Below are 17,328 nucleotides of genomic sequence, written 5' to 3'. Positions count from 1 at the left end.
CAGTAAGAAAGGGAGGTTTATATGAATGAATTTAAGCGAGTCTTACTATTAGGAACTGGTCCTGCATCCATCCAACTTGCTGTGAATTTAAAAAAACAATTAAAATGCCATGTGGGGATCGTTGGAAGAGAATCTGTGCGTTCAGAAAAATTCTTTGAGGCGCTCAAGCAAAGTGATAACCTCATTCGTGTAAACATTCAAAATGATAAGCATAGAAATATGGAAGGTGAATGCTTCATCGATCACGTTTTTAATGGATATGAAACAATTAATGGAGAATGGGATACTATCATTTTATCTGTAACGGCGGATGCTTATATTGAAGTATTAAAAAAAATGAATGATGAGGTTTTAAAACAGGTAAGGTGTATTGTTTTAATTTCTCCTACTTTGGGTTCCAATAGCCTTATAAGTAATTATATGAATAATTTTAGTTCAAAGGCAGAAATTATTAGCTTTTCAACATATTATGGTGATACTCGATGGATGTACGATAGCCCTTCTAATCACGTGTTAACCACAGCTGTAAAGAAGAAAATTTTTATAGGCTCTACACACTATCCTTCTGAAAACGTCCATAAACTTGAAGAGGCATATGAAGAATTAGGAATTGCACTAGAAGTCATGAATTCTCCAATTGAGGCGGAAACAAGAAATATTTCTTTATATGTCCACCCGCCGCTATTTATGAATGATTTATCATTAAGTGCAATATTCGGAGATATAGATACCAAGAAATATGTTTATAAAATTTATCCTGAAGGGCCCATAACACAATATTTAATTCGAGATATGCTGGCTCAGTGGAAAGAAATTATGGATATTATAGGAAAAATGAATATAAAAGGCATTAATTTACTTAAATTCATGACAGATGATAATTATCAGGTGAGAACGGAAAGCTTATCCCGTCGGGACATTGAGGATTTCAATCATTTAGAGACTATTCATCAAGAGTATTTATTGTACATACGATATACCTCGCTCTTGATTGATCCCTTTTCAGAACCAGATGAGGAAGGGAAGTATTTTGATTTTTCAGCAGTGCCAATTAGAAGTATGTTTGTCAACAGAGAAGGACATTTGGATATCCCTAGAATGCCTAAGGAAGACTATTACCGGATAAAAATAATACAAGGAATTGCAAAATATTTAAACTCTAAATGTCCTACGATAGATAAGATCATTAAAACATATGAAAATAAAATTAAAATAGTTGCTCAATCTTATAAAGGTGAATTGTTATCTAAAGCATTTGTTGTTCAAAGCTTTGATGAAGATTTGAATATGATATGCAGTGAAATCGATAAAAGTATAGAAGCTAAAACGTTGAAATAATACTTCATCTATCGGAAACGAGAAGAGCCACTTTCTCTTGCATATGCACTTGGAAAGAATTATTAAAAATTTTTTATTTTTATCAGGAGGAAATATTGTGAAAAAAGGAAGTATGTTTGTGTTTTTATCTATTATTATGTATTCAATTATAATGCTGGTTGGCTGCAGTGATGGAAGTGATACGGTTACAACGAATATTAAAAAGAAAACAGAATTAGTTTATGCCTCATCGAAAGATATTAATGATATGAATCCCCATTTGTACACGGGTTCAATGCCGGCTCAGGGGATGATATATGAATCATTAGTTGAAAATACGGAGGAAGGAATTAAGCCGCTACTTGCAAAATCATGGGAAATTTCAAAAGGTGGAAAAGTATACACATTTCATTTAAGAGAAGATGTGAAATTCCATGATGGAGAACCCTTTAACGCAGAAGCAGTGAAGCAAAATATAGATGCAGTACAAAAAAATGCTGAAAAGCATGCGTGGATTAAGCTATCAACAAAAATAGTGAGCTGTAAGGTAGTTGATGAATATACAGTTGAGTTAGAGCTATCAGAGGCATATTACCCTACTTTGGTCGAGCTGTCGATGACTAGACCATATGTGTTTATATCACCCGGAAATTTCATGAACGGGGGAACAAAAGATGGGGTAAATGGTTACAATGGTACGGGCCCATATATTCTTACTAAACATAAAACCGATGAGTATGCCACTTTTGGAGCGAATGAAGACTATTGGGGTGGTGCACCTAAAATTAAGAAAATTACTTCTAAAGTTCTTCCGGCAGGGGAAACGACATTTTTAGCTTTAAAAAAGGGAGAAGTGGATTTTGTATTTACAGATGATCGGGGTTCAGATAGCCTCGACGTCGAAGCAATGAATCAATTGGTTGATTCAGGTGAGTATCAACTTATTAGAAGTGAAGCAATGAATACGAAAATGATAGTGGCCAATAGTAGTAAAAATGATAATGCAGTGAGTGAAACAGCCGTTCGTGAAGCAATTTGGCACGCTATTGATAGAGAAACAATTAGTAAGGATATTTTAAATGGTACAGAAGCAGTAGCCAACTCGTTATTTTCACCAAACGTCAATTATGCAGATGTCGATTTGAAGAAACGAGACTACGATTTAGAAAAGGCGAAAGAGATTTTAGAAAAAGCAGGCTGGATATCGAAGGATGATTCTGTAGTTAGAATGAGAGACGGTAAAAAATTAACTATGAAATTTTATTATGATAACAGTTCATCTTCCCAAAAAATAGAAGCAGAATTTATTCAAAGTTCATTAAAAGAGATAGGTATGCAAGTGGAGATTATAGGTGAGGAATCAACTTCAATCGCCAATAGAAGATCAACAGGGGAGTATGATTTATTATTCAATCAAACATGGGGACTTGCATATGACCCGCAAAGTACTATTTCTGCTTTTACATCTAAGTCTGCTTATTTATATACTACAAGCGGCATTGCAAAAGCAGCTGAACTTTATAAGGAAATTGATGAGGTTATGGTGTCTGCGGATGAAGAAAAACGAAAAACGTTATACGCTGATATTATGGAAACTGTTCATGATGAAGCAGTCTTTATTCCCATTTCAAATGGAAGGGTCACTGTAGTTGCTCCGAAAAATTTAAAAGGCATTGCATTTAAGCAGACCCAATTTGAGTTACCGTTTGAGTTAATGGACTTTGAATAGAAATATAAAAAGGGGATTTTCCCCTTTTTATTTATAAGAGAGTGTAAATCATCAAAGGTAAACTATATAAATAATGAAAAATCCCTAGTTGATTGCACACATACAAAATTCCGCCATTTTTATACAGAGACCCAGCACAAGATGGGGGGTTCCGTATATAATAGGTAATCATTCTTATGGTCAATTAAACATGGATTAATAATCAATGAGGATGGAAAGTATGTTCTAAAGAGTTTTTCTATAAAAAGGAGATTTTCCATGGGAATTTACGTAACTAAAAGACTATTAATTTCAATCCCTTTATTGCTGATTATTTCGTTTTTAACGTTTGGCTTAATTAATCTTTCTCCCTTAGAACCAGCTGAGGTGGTTTTGCAGGCACAAGATATTCCAAATATTACAGATGAATTAATTGCTCAAACAAAAGAAGAGTTAGGACTGGATAAACCATTTATAATACGGTATTTAAAATGGATCATTGACTGCTTACAGTTGGACTTTGGGAATTCATACGTTACAGGAAAACCAATTTGGTCTTTAATAGGTCCAGCTTTTCTAAACACGTTAAAGCTAACATTAGTTTCATCGGTCATCATTATTGTTTTGTCAATAATATTGGGTGTCATCTGTGCAATGAAAGAAGGGGAAATCATTGATAAATCCATAAGAGGTATTTCATTTTTCTTAACCGCTATGCCATCATATCTGCTTGCGTCTATTATGATTTGGTATTTTTCGGTAAAGTTGGATATGTTGCCAACAAGTGGGATGGAATCGTTTAAAAGTTATATATTACCCGTCACTGTAATAGCGATAAGTTATGCAGGCATTTATTTTAGAACTGTTAGAAGTTCAATGTTAAGCCATTTAAATGAAGACTATGTACTGTATGGAAGGGCATGTGGCTTACCGGAAAAGAAAATCATCATCCATATTTTAAGAAATTCATTGCAAGTTGCCATTTCAATATTTTGTATGGCTATCCCTATTATATTGGGAAGTACGGTCGTGATAGAAAATGTTTTTGCATGGCCGGGATTAGGCAGCCTAAGTGTTAAATCCATTCTCAATAGGGATTTTCCCGTAATTCAGGCGTATGTTCTGATATTGGCAGTGTCTTTTGTCATTTTCAATACAATCTCTGACATTGTAAATGCCGCGATGAATCCTAAATTAAGGAATGATCTTTAAATGAGGATATTAAAGAACTTAACTCAAGATAAGCTAGCTATTATCTCTTTACTGGTCATTATTGTGACGATTGTCGTTGGTATATTTGCTTCTATATTTGCGCCACATGACCCTGAGGAAGTAAACATGAGCCTCCGGTATGCCAACCCATCTTGGGAATACCTATTAGGTAACGATCACTTGGGAAGATGTATTTTATCCAGATTGGTTTATGGAATTCGACCTAGCGTTTTATGGGTTTTAGCAGCATTATCAATATCTATCTTGATAGGAGCTGTTATGGGCTTTATGGCCGGCTACTTTAGAGGAAAGATAGATGCCTTTATTATGAGAATTTGTGACATTATGCTTTCTTTCCCTGGGTACGTTATGACATTGGCGATTATCGGCATTTTAGGCGTAGGGCTTGAGAATATATTGATTGCTTTTATTTTGATGAAATGGGCATGGTTTGCACGAGTAATTAGAACATCTGTTATGCAGTATACCGAATTGGAATATGTGAAATTTTCAATAGCCTCCGGTAATAGTGCCATGCACATTATATTTAAGCATATTATTCCTGTGACCTTTTCTGATATAGCAGTCATTTCAAGTAGTTCTATTAGTTCGATGATCTTGCAAATATCAGGGTTTTCATTCCTTGGTTTAGGAATTCAAGCTCCAAATCCTGAATGGGGAATGATGTTAAACGAGGCGAGGGAAGTTATGTTTTCAAGACCAGAGTTAATGTTAGCACCTGGCTTAGCCATTATTATCGTAGTGTCAGCCTTTAATTTTTTATCTGATGGGCTGCAAGTCGCTCTAAACCCTATATTAATGACCTCTAAAAATAAGCTTCAAGAAAATGAGGTGGCAAAATAAATTCATGAATATATTAGAAGTGAAAAATTTAAGGATATGGGATAGCAGTACCGGTAATATGATTATTCATAATAGTTCCTTTAATTTGAAACAAGGGAGCTGCCTGGCCATTGTAGGAGAAAGCGGAAGTGGAAAGTCTGTAACTTGCAGGTCAATCATGAAATTAAACAAAGCTTCGATTCACCAATCAGGAGACATTCTATTTAAAGGAGAAAACTTAAACAATCTTCCTGAAAAAGAAATGCGAAAGAAAAGGGGGAAAAATATATGTATGATTCTACAAAATGGGATGAGTGCATTTGACCCTTCCTGTGTGATTGGGGTTCATTTAAAAGAGACACTTGTTGAACATTTTGGCCGGGGAAATAAAGAGGTGGAAGGAAAAATGAAGAATGCCATGCAAAGTGTAATGCTGGAAAACCCCATAGAAATCCTGAATAAGTATCCCCATCAGCTTTCAGGTGGAATGTTACAGCGAATTATGATTGCTTTGGCATTAGTATTAGAGCCTGATATTATTATTGCGGATGAACCTACAACTGCGTTAGATACAATCTCGCAATTTGAAGTGATAGAACAATTTATTAAATTACGAGAAAGAATTGGTTGCTCGATGATTTATATTTCTCATGATTTAGGTGTTGTAAGGAAAATTGCGGATGAGGTTTTAGTAATGAGGAATGGTGAGATTATCGAAAGAGGGAGTATTGGATCCATTTTCACAAATGCCCAACATGAATATACAAAATATTTAGTATCGACTAAACTGCGGCTTAATAATAATTTCAAGAAAATCATGGGGAGGAGTTATATTGCTGAAAGTTGATAGTGTCGAGAAATCTTATGAAAAGGGTGAAATCTTTTCTAAAAAAAGGAATAAGGTCTTGAAAAATATTAGTTTTGAATGTGGGTATGGTGAATGTCTAGGTATTATTGGAGAAAGTGGAAGTGGGAAATCAACACTGGGACGTTTGATATTAGGAATTGAAAACCCTGATAGTGGTAACATTTTATTTGAAGGAAAGAATGTAAGCGATCGACGAGTGAGGTTGGGTAATATTAGTGCAGTATTTCAAGATTATATTTCCTCACTTAATCCATTTTTTACAGTTGAAGAAGCCATTATGGAACCTTTAAAAATAAAGAAAAAAGCCCTGAAGGATAATCAAAAAAAGATTGAACACCTATTAAATCAGGTTGGTTTAAACCCAACTTATAAAAAAAAGTACCCACATGAATTATCGGGTGGAGAGGTTCAGAGAGTATGCATTGCTAGGGCAATTTCAACAGAGCCGAAGTGTATTTTATTGGATGAAGCAATCAGTTCCTTAGATGTATCCGTGCAAATACAAGTACTTGAATTATTGATAGACTTAAAAAAAGTCTACAATATGAGTTATTTATTTATAACACATGACATACAGGCCGCTGCGTATATTTGTGATAGAGTCATTATTTTTAGAAAGGGTCAAATCGAGGAAATGGTAGATATTGAACAATTAAAGAATGTACAGACAGAATATTCAAGGAAATTATTGAAGATGTTAATAACCATTTAAAAGATAGATTTATGACGATTAGAATGATTTGATAAGTTAATTGTCTTTTTCTAACTGTGCTTCTATTGCCATGTGAAGTAAATGTTTAAGAAATGCACAGTCTTTATAAATAGTGAAATGTCATTAGAAAGGATTTGCCTAAATACATAATAAGTTACGAATATCATTAAAAGATTAGGAGGAGAAAAAATTGTGAGTGGAGCAATGTCTTGGCCCTTTATGCGTTTATATATGTTGGCTCTTCTTTATTTTAGTGCCAATTCTATACTAAATGTTATTATTCCTTTGCGGGGTGATACATTAGGTGCTAGCAATACAACTATCGGTTTAATCATGGGAGCCTATTTATTTACGACCATGTTTTTTCGACCGTGGGCAGGTCATATTATACAAAAGCATGGGTCGATAAAAGTGTTACGCATTATCCTTATTATCAATGGTTTTGCTTTGATATTATACACATTTACTGGGCTAGGGGGCTATTTAGTTGCTCGTATTCTACAAGGAGTATCGACAGCATTTTTTTCAATGGCCTTGCAGATAGGCATTATTGATGCACTTCCAGAAAAAGATCGTTCACAAGGTATATCACTTTATTCTTTATTTTCTTATATGCCAGGTGTTTTAGGGCCCCTACTGGCGTTAGGCATTTGGCAAGCAGGTGATATGAATTACTTTACAGTGGTGATGATTACAATTGCCATCTTTACTGGGGTGTTTGGTTATAGTGTGAAAATAAAAGAAGAAAAGGTTGAACCTGTTCCCAATAATACTGAACAAAGCGTAAACATATTTAAGGCATTTGGTCAGTTGGTAAAGAATCCGTATTTATTTAAATGCAGTGTATTGATGTTGGTAGCTTCCATTGTATTTGGTGCTATTACGACCTTCATCCCCTTGTATGCTAAGCAAGTAGAGAACGGTAATGCTGGAATATACCTAATGCTTCAAGCAGGTACTGTTGTCTTTGCGCGTTTTACATTAAGAAAAAAAATCCCATCAGACGGTAAGTGGCATTCAACATTTATCATGGGGAATATGCTCCTAGTAGCGGCAGCAGCACAATGTGTAAGTTTTTCCATAACGGGAGGAGTTGTTTTTTTATATGTTGGAGCAATTTTACTGGGAATCTCTCAGGCACTCATCTATCCAACGCTAACCACTTATTTGACCTTTGTTTTACCAAAAATGAATCGTAATGTGTTAATTGGTTTATTTATTGCTATGGCTGATTTAGGTGTTTCGTTAGGTGGAGTCATTATGGGCCCTATAGCGGATTTATCATCATACTCATTGATGTATATGGTTTGTGCTATCTTGGGTGCCGCTATGATTGTTTTCGCCTATGATCGAAGAAAGATATTTGAACAGTAAACTAAATAATTGAAAGAACACGTTTGATTTAAACGTGTTCTCAGAATGTAGACAAACTCGATGAATATCGAGTTCGTCTACATTTTTTATGGCTTGTACCATTTGGACGTTGATTTCCATTCCAGGCACTCGCATTCCGCGGGTCGGTATTCGTTCCATGCGTAAAACGATGGAAGAAGTTGAAACAAATATGGCTTACCGTTGGTTCTTAGGCTATGGTTTCCATGATAAAGTACCTCATTTCTCTACGTTCGGGAAAAATTATGAGCGACGCTTTAAAGATACAGACCTGTTTGAACAGATTTTCTATCGCATCTTAATGACAGCTGCTGATAGAAAGTTAATAAGTGCTGAACACGTATTCGTCGATTCCACACATGTGAAAGCCAGTGCGAATAAGCGCAAATTTGAAAAGAAAATCGTTCGCAAAGAAACACGAGCGTATCAAGGACGTCTTCAAGATGAAATAAATCAAGATCGTGAAAACCATGGAAAGAAGCCTTTTCCACCAGATAAATTTAGGGAGAGGTCAGATTAAAACCAACGTCAGCTGGCCTTTTAGAGTGAGAAGCATTTGAAATAAAATCCAGCTAGAGTGTAAATCGTAATTATTACTATTTACAAATCGTAATAATTACGATATACTACAAATGCTAAAATATGAGCGAATATATCGGAGGGTAATTTCATGAAAAAGTTTAAAAGAGTGGTAGCTCTTTTAATTGCTATCCCACTTATGCTGGCAGGATGTCAACAAGGAGTGAGTAATGAGTGGGCGGAAAAACAAATAAAGAAGGATACTGAAAAGATTCAAATAGTCACCACTTTTTATCCAATGTATGAGTTTACAAAAAATGTTGTTGGCGATCTTGCTGAAGTAAAGTTATTGATACCTTCTTCTATAGAGCCTCATGATTGGGAACCTTCACCTAAGGATGTAGGGCAAATACAAAATGCAGATTTATTTATCTATGATAGTGAATATATGGAGACATGGGTTCCTGATATTGAAAAAAGTTTAGATACTAAAGAATCCACTTTTGTTAAGGCGAGCGAAGGAATCACATTAATGGAAGGTGAAGAAGATGAACATGACCATGGGCAAGAAGAAGGTGAAGAAGATGAACAGGCTGAAGGCGAACAGCATGAACATAGTCATGAAAAAGATCCTCATGTTTGGTTAAGCCCTGTACTTGCTCAAAAAGAAGTGGAGAATATTAAGGACGCTTTAATTAAAGTGGATCCAGACCATAAGAATGATTACGAAAAGAACAGTGATGCTTATATTGAAAAACTAAAGGCTTTGGATAAAGATTTTAAATCAACACTAGAAGATGTTAAAAGTAAAGATATTATTACACAACATGCAGCTTTCGGTTACTTAGCAAGAGAATACGGGCTTACACAAGTCGCCATTGCCGGCTTGTCGCCTGAAAACGAACCAAGTCCTGCAAAACTTGCAGAATTGAAGGAGTTTGCATTAGACCATAGTATTAAAACCATTTTCTTTGAAGAAGTAGCATCCCCAAAAGTAGCACAAACTTTAGCTACTGAAATAGGTGCCGAAACCCAAGTGCTAAATACCTTGGAAGGGTTAAGTAAAGAAAATCAGAAAAAAGGCGCGGATTACATTCAAGTAATGCAAGATAATTTAGATAAAATTAAGCTGGCATTAACCGAATAGTTTCAAAGGATAAAAGCGTGAATCAGGACATAGTCACGCTTTTATCTTTTGAAAAAACTGGAAAGGAGTGTCATGTTTGAATCTTATAGAAGTAAAATCGATTAAATTCGGGTATGGCCATACACCGGCTCTTGCTGATATTTCATTTCAAGTAAATAGTAGTGAATTCATTGGTGTTACAGGACCTAACGGTGCTTCTAAATCGACTCTGCTGCGATTGTTACTAGGCTTATTAAAGCCTTGGAGCGGAGAGATAATGATAAGCGAGATTAATGAAAAAGGACAACCATTAAAAATCGGCTATGTACCTCAACAAATAGCTTCATTCAATGTTGGTTTTCCAAGTACTGTTTTAGAGTTGGTCCGTTCGGGGAGGTTTCGGAAAGGGAAATGGTTTACTAGATTGACTGTTCATGATGAAAAGGTTGTAAAAAATGTTTTGGATATGGTGGGGATGTGGGAATTTAGGAACCATAAAATTGGTGCATTATCTGGTGGTCAAAAACAAAAAATCTGTATTGCACGTGCATTAGCAGCTGAAACGGATTTTCTTGTACTAGATGAACCAACAACAGGAATGGATTTTGAAAGCAGAATAAAATTTTATGAATTTATGAAACACCAAGTCAAGGAGCATAACTGCACGGTTTTAATGGTGACACATGACCAAGAAGATGTTAAACCATTTCTTGATAAGATCATTCATCTTGAGAAGGGGGAACGGGATACATGGAAATGTTTGACCTTGAATTCATGCGAAGGGCATTTTATGCAGGAGGATTAATTGCGATCATTGCACCAATATTGGGAGTCTTCCTTGTATTAAGAAGACAATCGTTAATGGCAGATACCCTATCACACATTTCCCTAGCTGGAGTTGCGGTCGGATATTTCATTCATACTGATCTAACGCTTTCAAGCTTTCTTGTCGTTATTATGGGCTCCATTGCAGTAGAGTATATGCGCAGAGCTTACCATTCATATTCAGAAGTTTCCATTGCTATATTAATGGCTGCTGGTTTATCTCTTGCGCTCTTTTTAATGAGTATTAGTGCTGGTGGAATGACAACTAATGTGGAGCAATATTTATTTGGTTCCATTATAACTATCAGTGATCGGCAAGTATATACGATGCTCATTATAACCTTGATAGTACTCTTATATTTCTGGATATTAAAAAGGCCACTATTTTTGTTAACATTTGATGAAGACACTGCATTTACTAGTGGGATTAATTCACATATTCTATCACTCTCTTTCAGTATTTTAACTGGATTAGTCATAGCTGTCATCATCCCCACAATTGGTGTTCTGTTAGTATCAGCCCTGCTTGTCTTACCCGCTGCATTTTCAATTAGGATAGCAAAAGGTTTCAAATGGGTAATTATTATTGCGGTAATTACTGCATTTTTTGGAATCATTACCGGTTTAAGTACTTCTTATTATTTGGGAACTCCTCCTGGTGCAACTATTACGTTGCTTCTTGTTGTCATCTTATTACTGGGATTTTTTTTTCAAAAGCTTTATCTATTAAAAAGAAAAGGGCATTGATATGCTTTAAAATGTTACTTGGGATATCGCAAATATTTGTAAGGGAAGGAGTGCGGATAATCACCCTACATTGGTAAAATGCGTACCTTCGCACTGCAAAAAGGATAACTGCAATATTTTCAGTAAATTAAATTAGCTATTGTGCTGCAATATGGTGTATATCTATATTACTATTTTAAGAATAAATATGAGTATGTATATAAAATAAAGAACTATACTTCTTTGATTTTCTTGTGAAAATATGATTTAATTTTTAATGTAAATCGAAATCATTACGAATTTACGAATGGTGAAATGTTGGCTCATTTAAGTCATATAGTTTGGATGGATGATTTAACTTTATTTAAAGGAAGGAGTTAATAATGATGAACCTACAGTATGAAATAAATTCTGTTTTAATTAGAACGGGTTATAGGATGACGAATAAAAGAAAACTATTAATTACATTGATAAGTAACAAAAAGAGTGAATTTATTTCCGCGAGAATTCTGCATAAAGAGGCTAAAAAAAAAATCCCCGGTATCAGTTTAGATACGGTTTACAGAACTTTGTTTTTGCTAGAAAAAAAGGGGTTCATTGAGAAGAAAGGTATGTGGGAAAGAGAGTGTAAATATCAACTAGTAACTGAAAATACAAGGAGTATGTTAAAATGTTTGAATTGCGGGAAAAGTGAATCCCTGGATAGAGATAAATGTCCCGTAGACTTCTCAAAGGTTGCCTTTAATAATCAATTTAAACTGCAAAGGTTTGAGTTTTATGGGTACTGTTACGATTGTTTAGCGAAATAGATAGTATATCCCGATATAACGAGTGACTAAGGCCCCGCAGAATATACACAAATAAAGCTTCAAACAGTCATCGTAGTTATGTCTAAATCTTGTCGTTAACTATATGATACAAATCGTAATCGTTACGATTTGTATGTGGTGAAAATAAGTAAAATAGGTTTTATAAAGCAATAAGCTTTTGATAAAGGGAGGAAAAAAATGATTACAATTATAGGTGGAGGCCCAGCAGGGATTGGTATGGGTGTTCTATTAAAGCAGAATGAAATAGATGATTTTATTATATTGGAGAAGGACGAAATTGGTTCAACATTTTTTCAATGGCCAGAAGAAACAAGGTTTATTACACCATCTTTTACTGCTCATGGTTTTAGTCACTTAGATTTAAATGCAATATTACCTGAAACGTCACCTGCATATACTTTTGGAAAGGAACACTTATCAGGGGAGGAATATGGAGATTATTTAGGTATGATTGCTGAACACTATAAGTTGCCAGTCAGTGAAAATACACAAGTACATAAAGTAGAAAAAAGGGAAGAAAAGTATTGGGTACAAACAAGCGAGAATGGTGATGGCTTCTTCTCGGATTCAGTTATTATTGCTTGTGGGGAATTCCAATTTCCAAAACGCCCTTTTAAATACGGTATACATTACGGCGATGTTACCTCATGGAAAGAAATTGAAGGGGATAGAATCATTATTGGTGGTGGTGAGAGCGCAGCGGATGCGGCCTATCACCTAATTAAAGACGGGAATAAAGTGGATGTATATTACCCTGCGAAGAAGTGGTTTAATATTGAGGTGGATCCTAGTAGGACCTTATCACCATTTACGAGAGAAAGGCTTAATTCCTTAAAATTGCAAGATCGAATTTTTGAACATCCTATGAGTAGAGTCGTTTCAATCGAAAAGGACAATGAAAAAGACATGTTTCTCATTCAACTCGAGAATGGAGATGTTGTAGAAACTATTTGGGAACCGATTATCTGTACTGGCTTTGGGAGTGGAGCGAAGCAATTCAAGGAGTTGTTTGAATGGAATGAAAAAGGTCTACCAATCTTAACTGAAAAAGATGAGTCCACGCTAGCTCCTTCAGTATATTTGATTGGACCAAATGTAAGACAAAGTAATACAATTTTTTGTTTTATATATAAATTTCGTCAAAGGTTTGCAATTATAGCAGAGGACATTTTTTTCCATCATAATCTTTCTCGCAATCAAGAGGTTTTTGACATGTATAAGAAATCTGCCATGTACCTTGATGACTTGTCTTGTTGTGAGAAAGATTGTGCCTGTTAGGAGATCCATATGAAAATTGTATTATTAGGGTTAGAATCATCAGGAAAAACTACACTACTTAAAGGGTTACTACAAGAAAAATTTCCTGCTCAGGGATCTAATGTTAAAGGATCTACCTCAACAATACTAGAAGTAAATGAAAACCAGACCCGATATATGGATACACCAGGTATCCGTATAGGAAGTGAATTAGTCTCAAGTGAATATACAAGAAAAAAGATTAAATCTGCTAATCAATATTGGTTTGTAGTTAGAGGAACCCATTTTAAAGAGGAGATGGAAGCTTTATCAGAAGTTTTCCATTTCGGAGATAAGCCAATTGCGGTCATCGTTAGCTTTGAAGATAAAATGGATCAAGAATCACTGATTCAATTGCGGGATTTTAGAGAAAAAAATAAATTCCCTTTATTTATAGTGGACACACGAAGAGTGGATTCAAGGGACGGGGATAAAATACGTGAGTTAGCAAGGCCCGTTACTTTAGCTGAAAGTATTGAACTCAATAATTTGCGTATAAAAGGAATAAAGGAATTTAAGACCCTGTATCAAATGAAGGGCTTAGGGCCATATGTGGCCCTTTTAACTTTACTCGTTATCTATTCCCTCCCTATTTTCTTAGCCTACCAATTTTCTAAAAGAGTTGAGAGCATTATTGAATCAACTATTCTGAATTCTCTCGTTAGATGGAGCAGGGGGGCTCCTGAAACCTTGCAAACTGTGCTTTTTGGAGATTTTGGCCTACTAACATTGGGTATTTACTCTTTCATTTGGGCTTTTCCGGTAGTGATTTTATTCGGTTTAGCTCTAGCAATTACAGAAGAAAGTGGATTAAAGGATCACATTACAGATGTGCTTGATCCGCTCATGAGAAAATTTGGTTTAACTGGACAGGATCTAGTTCCTATCATTAATGGTTTTGGATGCAATGTTGTTGCCATACAATCTAGTCGGAGTTGCAACATTTGTACTAGGAAGAATTGTATTTCAGTTATTTCCTTCGGCTCTGCCTGTAGCTATCAATTAGGAGCATCCCTATCTGTCTTTGGTGCTTCAGGCCACATCCGCCTTATTTTCCCGTATATATTCATCTTGATAATAATATCACTAATCCATGGGGAGATATGGAATGAAAAAACAATAGTCCCACTATTTAAAAAAAGAGAAACTTTCTTACAATGGCCTTCAGGACAAACCTTGTCCTATAGACTAAAACCTATTATAATTCAATTTCTCGTCCAGGCTATGCCTATATTTTTAATTATCTGCCTGGTTGCTTCATTATTTGATTTTCTGGGATGGATGGACATTTTAAAAAGGCTTGTCGCACCATTATTGGTTGTTATTGGTTTATCTGCTGATATAGCACCCGCTTTCGTTGCAAGTTTATTCCGTAAGGATGGAATATTATTATTGAATGAAGGTAACGGAATAATGGCGGATCAATTAGCAGTAGGTGAATTATTTATTGCCGTTTTCCTTTGTAGTACATTTACTGCCTGCTTAGTAACCTTAGTGAAAATTATGAGAGAACTTTCTTTTAAAGAGGCTCTCTTATTAGCAGGTAAACAAATGATAACAAGTATTTTAAGCGTTATTTTGTTTTCCATAATTTTATCGTTGTATAACTAATTTTATCAAGGACGACTATAAATAGGAAAACAAAATAATGAAATGAGAAGGATTGCATTATTGTTTATTATTCAATCACTTTATAAAGAGGACTATATATTATTTGGATCACTGAACGGTCTCACCATTATAGCTTCCTTTTGTTAATTTCCCTTGAATATGTACCAATTATTGTTTTCCATTTTTTGTATATGTCCGTTAACCTGGTAACCATATAAGTTAGCATCAACGATACAACAGGTCATGGAAAGGCGAACAATCGCAATTTGATTTTTCGGTAACTGATTCTCTCGTTATACAATATCTGGAATTTACGTTTTCCTTCCTTCGCTATCTTCCATATTTGTCATTAAATAGTCAAAAAATTGAAAAACATGAATCCTTTTTCATGAAGTAGACTGAGCTGATTAAATAAAGAAGCACAAAAAGGGGGATTTGAAATTGTTAATAGTGTACTTGCTAGCAAATTTAGTGGATTTTTTTCTTAACCTCTAAATAAATAATTGATTTATGAAAGTAAATATTATATGGTTAAATTGCAAAACGTAATGATTACGATTTATTATATTCCAATCTATCCAAGTAATCCCAAAATAAAATTGATTAGTGACATGTTTAGGAATTACCTATAGTCACTTATTGTTTAGGCGAAGATAAAATATGCTCATTCATTTCTGGATAAACGGTTAAGAATCAATAATGAATAATGAATGGGAGTATGAAAAGATGCCAATTCTGGAACTACCTAAAAAATCAAATCGGCTTCAATATTTTGGATCAAGCTATCCTATTATTGGAGATAAACCAACACAAAAACAACATATGTCGAACTTGCAAAATATTGAAAAAAATGAGTTCTTTAAAATCGACCGTGTAGGAATTAAAAAAATTAAGTATCCAGTCATTGTTAAAGCAGAATCTGAACCGGTAATTCAACAAGCCATTGGTGATTTTACACTAACTACTGAGTTGTGCAGTAGTAAGAAAGGGATAAATATGAGTAGGCTCCCAGAAACTCTTCAAGAAGCCTATTCAAAGGGAATAGAAATGAACCCACAGTCATTACGTCATTTGGCCAAGAGTATGGCGGAAAGGATGGAGCAGAAAGCTTCAGCTGTCCAAGTGTCATTTCCATGGTTTTTTGAAAGAAAAAGTCCTGTAATGGGTAAATCAGGTCTGATGAATGCAGTTTTACATATAGAAGTAAACTACCAAGAGCCAGCTAAGTGGATTGAAAAGATACGGATGACAGCAACAGTTACTACACTGTGCCCTTGCTCTAAAGAAATCAGTGAATATAGTGCCCATAATCAGAGAGGGATTGTATCTATTGAAATTGAAACTTATTCAGACAGGGGCGCCCCTGGGAATTTCAAGGAAATCATGTTAGAAGTAATTGAATCGAATGCAAGTGCAAAACTTTATTCCATTCTAAAAAGGCCTGATGAAAAGAAGGTGACGGAACAAGCGTTTGAAAATCCAAGGTTTGTGGAAGACCTTATTAGGCTGGTTGCAGCGGATTTATATGAATTAAGCTGGGTTCAGTCCTTTCATATTGAATGCCGAAATGAGGAATCCATTCATTTACAGGATGCATACGCTTCATTATCTTATAATAAAGAAAAGGTGGGGCCATGATACTCTCAGGAAAATCGATTAAAAGGAAAATACAAAGTAAGGAAATTTTGATTTACCCTGTAGAACCATTCCAATTCCAACCGGCTTCCTTAGACCTTCGTTTGGGAGGACACTTTTTATTAATTGATGAATATAAATGCACTCAATTATCCACGGAAACGTCAGCAAAATACCGTGAAATTGTTATGGACGATGGGCAGTCCATTCATATACCGCCACTCTCATTCCTTTTAGCCACTACTAAAGAAAGGATTAAACTTCCGGGTAATATTACCGCGTTCGTAGAAGGGAGAAGTTCAGTAGGGAGGTTGGGACTATTTATTCAAAATGCCGGGTGGGTTGACCCAGGTTTTGAAGGGAACATAACACTTGAGCTTTTTAATGCCAATAGAATACCGGTACAGTTAACTATTGGTCGCAGAATTTGTCAACTTGTCTTTTCTGAAGTTGATCAACAAGCAGAATTATATAATGGCAAATACCTTGGTCAAAAAAATGCGACATCAAGTAAAATTTATAGGGATTTAGAATGCTAAGGAAAGAGAGCTGAAAATTTATTTATAAAAACACTTGTAAATAGTAACGGTTACGATTTATAATGGTATAGCTATTAATAATGGCGGGAGAGAAAAAAACAGGCCTTTATAATAAAGCATAACTGGTTATTCTTACTTTGTAAATCGTAATAGTTTCGATTTGCACGAG

15 protein-coding genes and 2 pseudogenes are annotated in these 17,328 nt (G+C 35.1%); 16 read left to right on the top strand and 1 reads right to left on the bottom strand.

Features of this window, described 5'->3' with window-relative positions; genetic code table 11:
- The first annotated feature begins 21 nt into the window (after window positions 1-21).
- The 14 genes and pseudogenes from IOC57_RS07055 to IOC57_RS06990 all read left to right on the top strand — a co-directional run bounded on the left by IOC57_RS07055 (window position 22) and on the right by IOC57_RS06990 (window position 14,985).
- Window positions 22-1,338, top strand: coding sequence for an opine metallophore biosynthesis dehydrogenase (locus IOC57_RS07055; protein WP_207438044.1), 1,317 nt, complete (start codon window positions 22-24; stop codon window positions 1,336-1,338).
- A 112-nt stretch (window positions 1,339-1,450) separates the two neighbouring features.
- A complete protein-coding gene (gene cntA, locus IOC57_RS07050) occupies window positions 1,451-3,046 on the top strand; it encodes a staphylopine-dependent metal ABC transporter substrate-binding lipoprotein (protein WP_207438099.1) in 1,596 nt (531 codons plus the stop codon).
- Window positions 3,047-3,304: 258 nt separating this feature from the next.
- On the top strand, window positions 3,305-4,237 hold the full coding sequence (gene opp1B, locus IOC57_RS07045; protein WP_207438043.1) for a nickel/cobalt ABC transporter permease: 933 nt from the start codon (window positions 3,305-3,307) through the stop codon (window positions 4,235-4,237).
- The gene (gene cntC, locus IOC57_RS07040; RefSeq protein WP_207438042.1) at window positions 4,238-5,101 is read left to right on the top strand and encodes a staphylopine uptake ABC transporter permease subunit CntC; all 864 of its coding nucleotides are present in this window, start codon (window positions 4,238-4,240) and stop codon (window positions 5,099-5,101) included.
- A 4-nt stretch (window positions 5,102-5,105) separates the two neighbouring features.
- A complete protein-coding gene (gene cntD, locus IOC57_RS07035) occupies window positions 5,106-5,927 on the top strand; it encodes a staphylopine uptake ABC transporter ATP-binding protein CntD (protein WP_207438041.1) in 822 nt (273 codons plus the stop codon).
- On the top strand, window positions 5,914-6,660 hold the full coding sequence (locus IOC57_RS07030; RefSeq protein WP_207438040.1) for an ABC transporter ATP-binding protein: 747 nt from the start codon (window positions 5,914-5,916) through the stop codon (window positions 6,658-6,660). Before cntD ends, IOC57_RS07030 begins: the two co-directional genes overlap by 14 nt.
- Before the next feature lie 192 nt (window positions 6,661-6,852).
- Complete coding sequence (cntE, locus tag IOC57_RS07025; protein WP_207438039.1) at window positions 6,853-8,034, top strand: staphylopine family metallophore export MFS transporter CntE; 1,182 nt, start codon at window positions 6,853-6,855, stop codon at window positions 8,032-8,034.
- A gap of 145 nt (window positions 8,035-8,179) precedes the next feature.
- A pseudogene (locus IOC57_RS07020) lies at window positions 8,180-8,542 on the top strand (transposase); the annotation flags it as partial.
- A 180-nt stretch (window positions 8,543-8,722) separates the two neighbouring features.
- Complete coding sequence (locus tag IOC57_RS07015; RefSeq protein WP_207438038.1) at window positions 8,723-9,718, top strand: metal ABC transporter substrate-binding protein; 996 nt, start codon at window positions 8,723-8,725, stop codon at window positions 9,716-9,718.
- Window positions 9,719-9,794: 76 nt separating this feature from the next.
- Window positions 9,795-10,502 carry a metal ABC transporter ATP-binding protein gene (locus IOC57_RS07010; protein ID WP_207438037.1) on the top strand — a complete coding sequence of 236 codons (708 nt, stop codon included), beginning with the start codon at window positions 9,795-9,797 and terminating at the stop codon, window positions 10,500-10,502.
- The gene (locus IOC57_RS07005) at window positions 10,448-11,269 is read left to right on the top strand and encodes a metal ABC transporter permease (RefSeq protein WP_207438036.1); all 822 of its coding nucleotides are present in this window, start codon (window positions 10,448-10,450) and stop codon (window positions 11,267-11,269) included. Before IOC57_RS07010 ends, IOC57_RS07005 begins: the two co-directional genes overlap by 55 nt.
- 362 nt (window positions 11,270-11,631) lie before the next feature.
- The gene (locus IOC57_RS07000) at window positions 11,632-12,057 is read left to right on the top strand and encodes a Fur family transcriptional regulator (protein ID WP_207438035.1); all 426 of its coding nucleotides are present in this window, start codon (window positions 11,632-11,634) and stop codon (window positions 12,055-12,057) included.
- A gap of 198 nt (window positions 12,058-12,255) precedes the next feature.
- On the top strand, window positions 12,256-13,356 hold the full coding sequence (locus tag IOC57_RS06995) for an NAD(P)/FAD-dependent oxidoreductase (protein ID WP_207438034.1): 1,101 nt from the start codon (window positions 12,256-12,258) through the stop codon (window positions 13,354-13,356).
- A 9-nt stretch (window positions 13,357-13,365) separates the two neighbouring features.
- Window positions 13,366-14,985 (top strand): nucleoside recognition domain-containing protein, encoded by a 1,620-nt coding sequence (locus IOC57_RS06990; RefSeq protein ID WP_207438033.1) that lies wholly within the window; start codon window positions 13,366-13,368, stop codon window positions 14,983-14,985.
- Window positions 14,986-15,128: 143 nt separating this feature from the next.
- Here IOC57_RS06990 and IOC57_RS26485 read toward each other — a convergent pair.
- A pseudogene (locus IOC57_RS26485) lies at window positions 15,129-15,266 on the bottom strand (TIGR03943 family putative permease subunit); the annotation flags it as partial.
- 445 nt (window positions 15,267-15,711) lie between these two features.
- Between IOC57_RS26485 and folE2 the strand changes: the two are divergent.
- Together folE2 and dcd are read left to right on the top strand one after the other, a co-directional pair.
- A complete protein-coding gene (folE2, locus tag IOC57_RS06985; protein ID WP_207438032.1) occupies window positions 15,712-16,623 on the top strand; it encodes a GTP cyclohydrolase FolE2 in 912 nt (303 codons plus the stop codon).
- Entirely contained in the window at window positions 16,620-17,159 is a 540-nt protein-coding gene (gene dcd / locus IOC57_RS06980; protein WP_207438031.1) for a dCTP deaminase, read from the top strand. The genes folE2 and dcd overlap by 4 nt, the downstream gene beginning before the upstream one ends.
- Window positions 17,160-17,328 lie beyond the last annotated feature (169 nt).

This window comes from Bacillus sp. SD075, assembly GCF_017355165.1.
Taxonomy (GTDB): Bacteria; Bacillota; Bacilli; order Bacillales; family DSM-1321; genus Peribacillus.
Note: the sequence above shows the minus strand (reverse complement) of the source record. Positions and strands in the feature narration are given on the sequence as shown.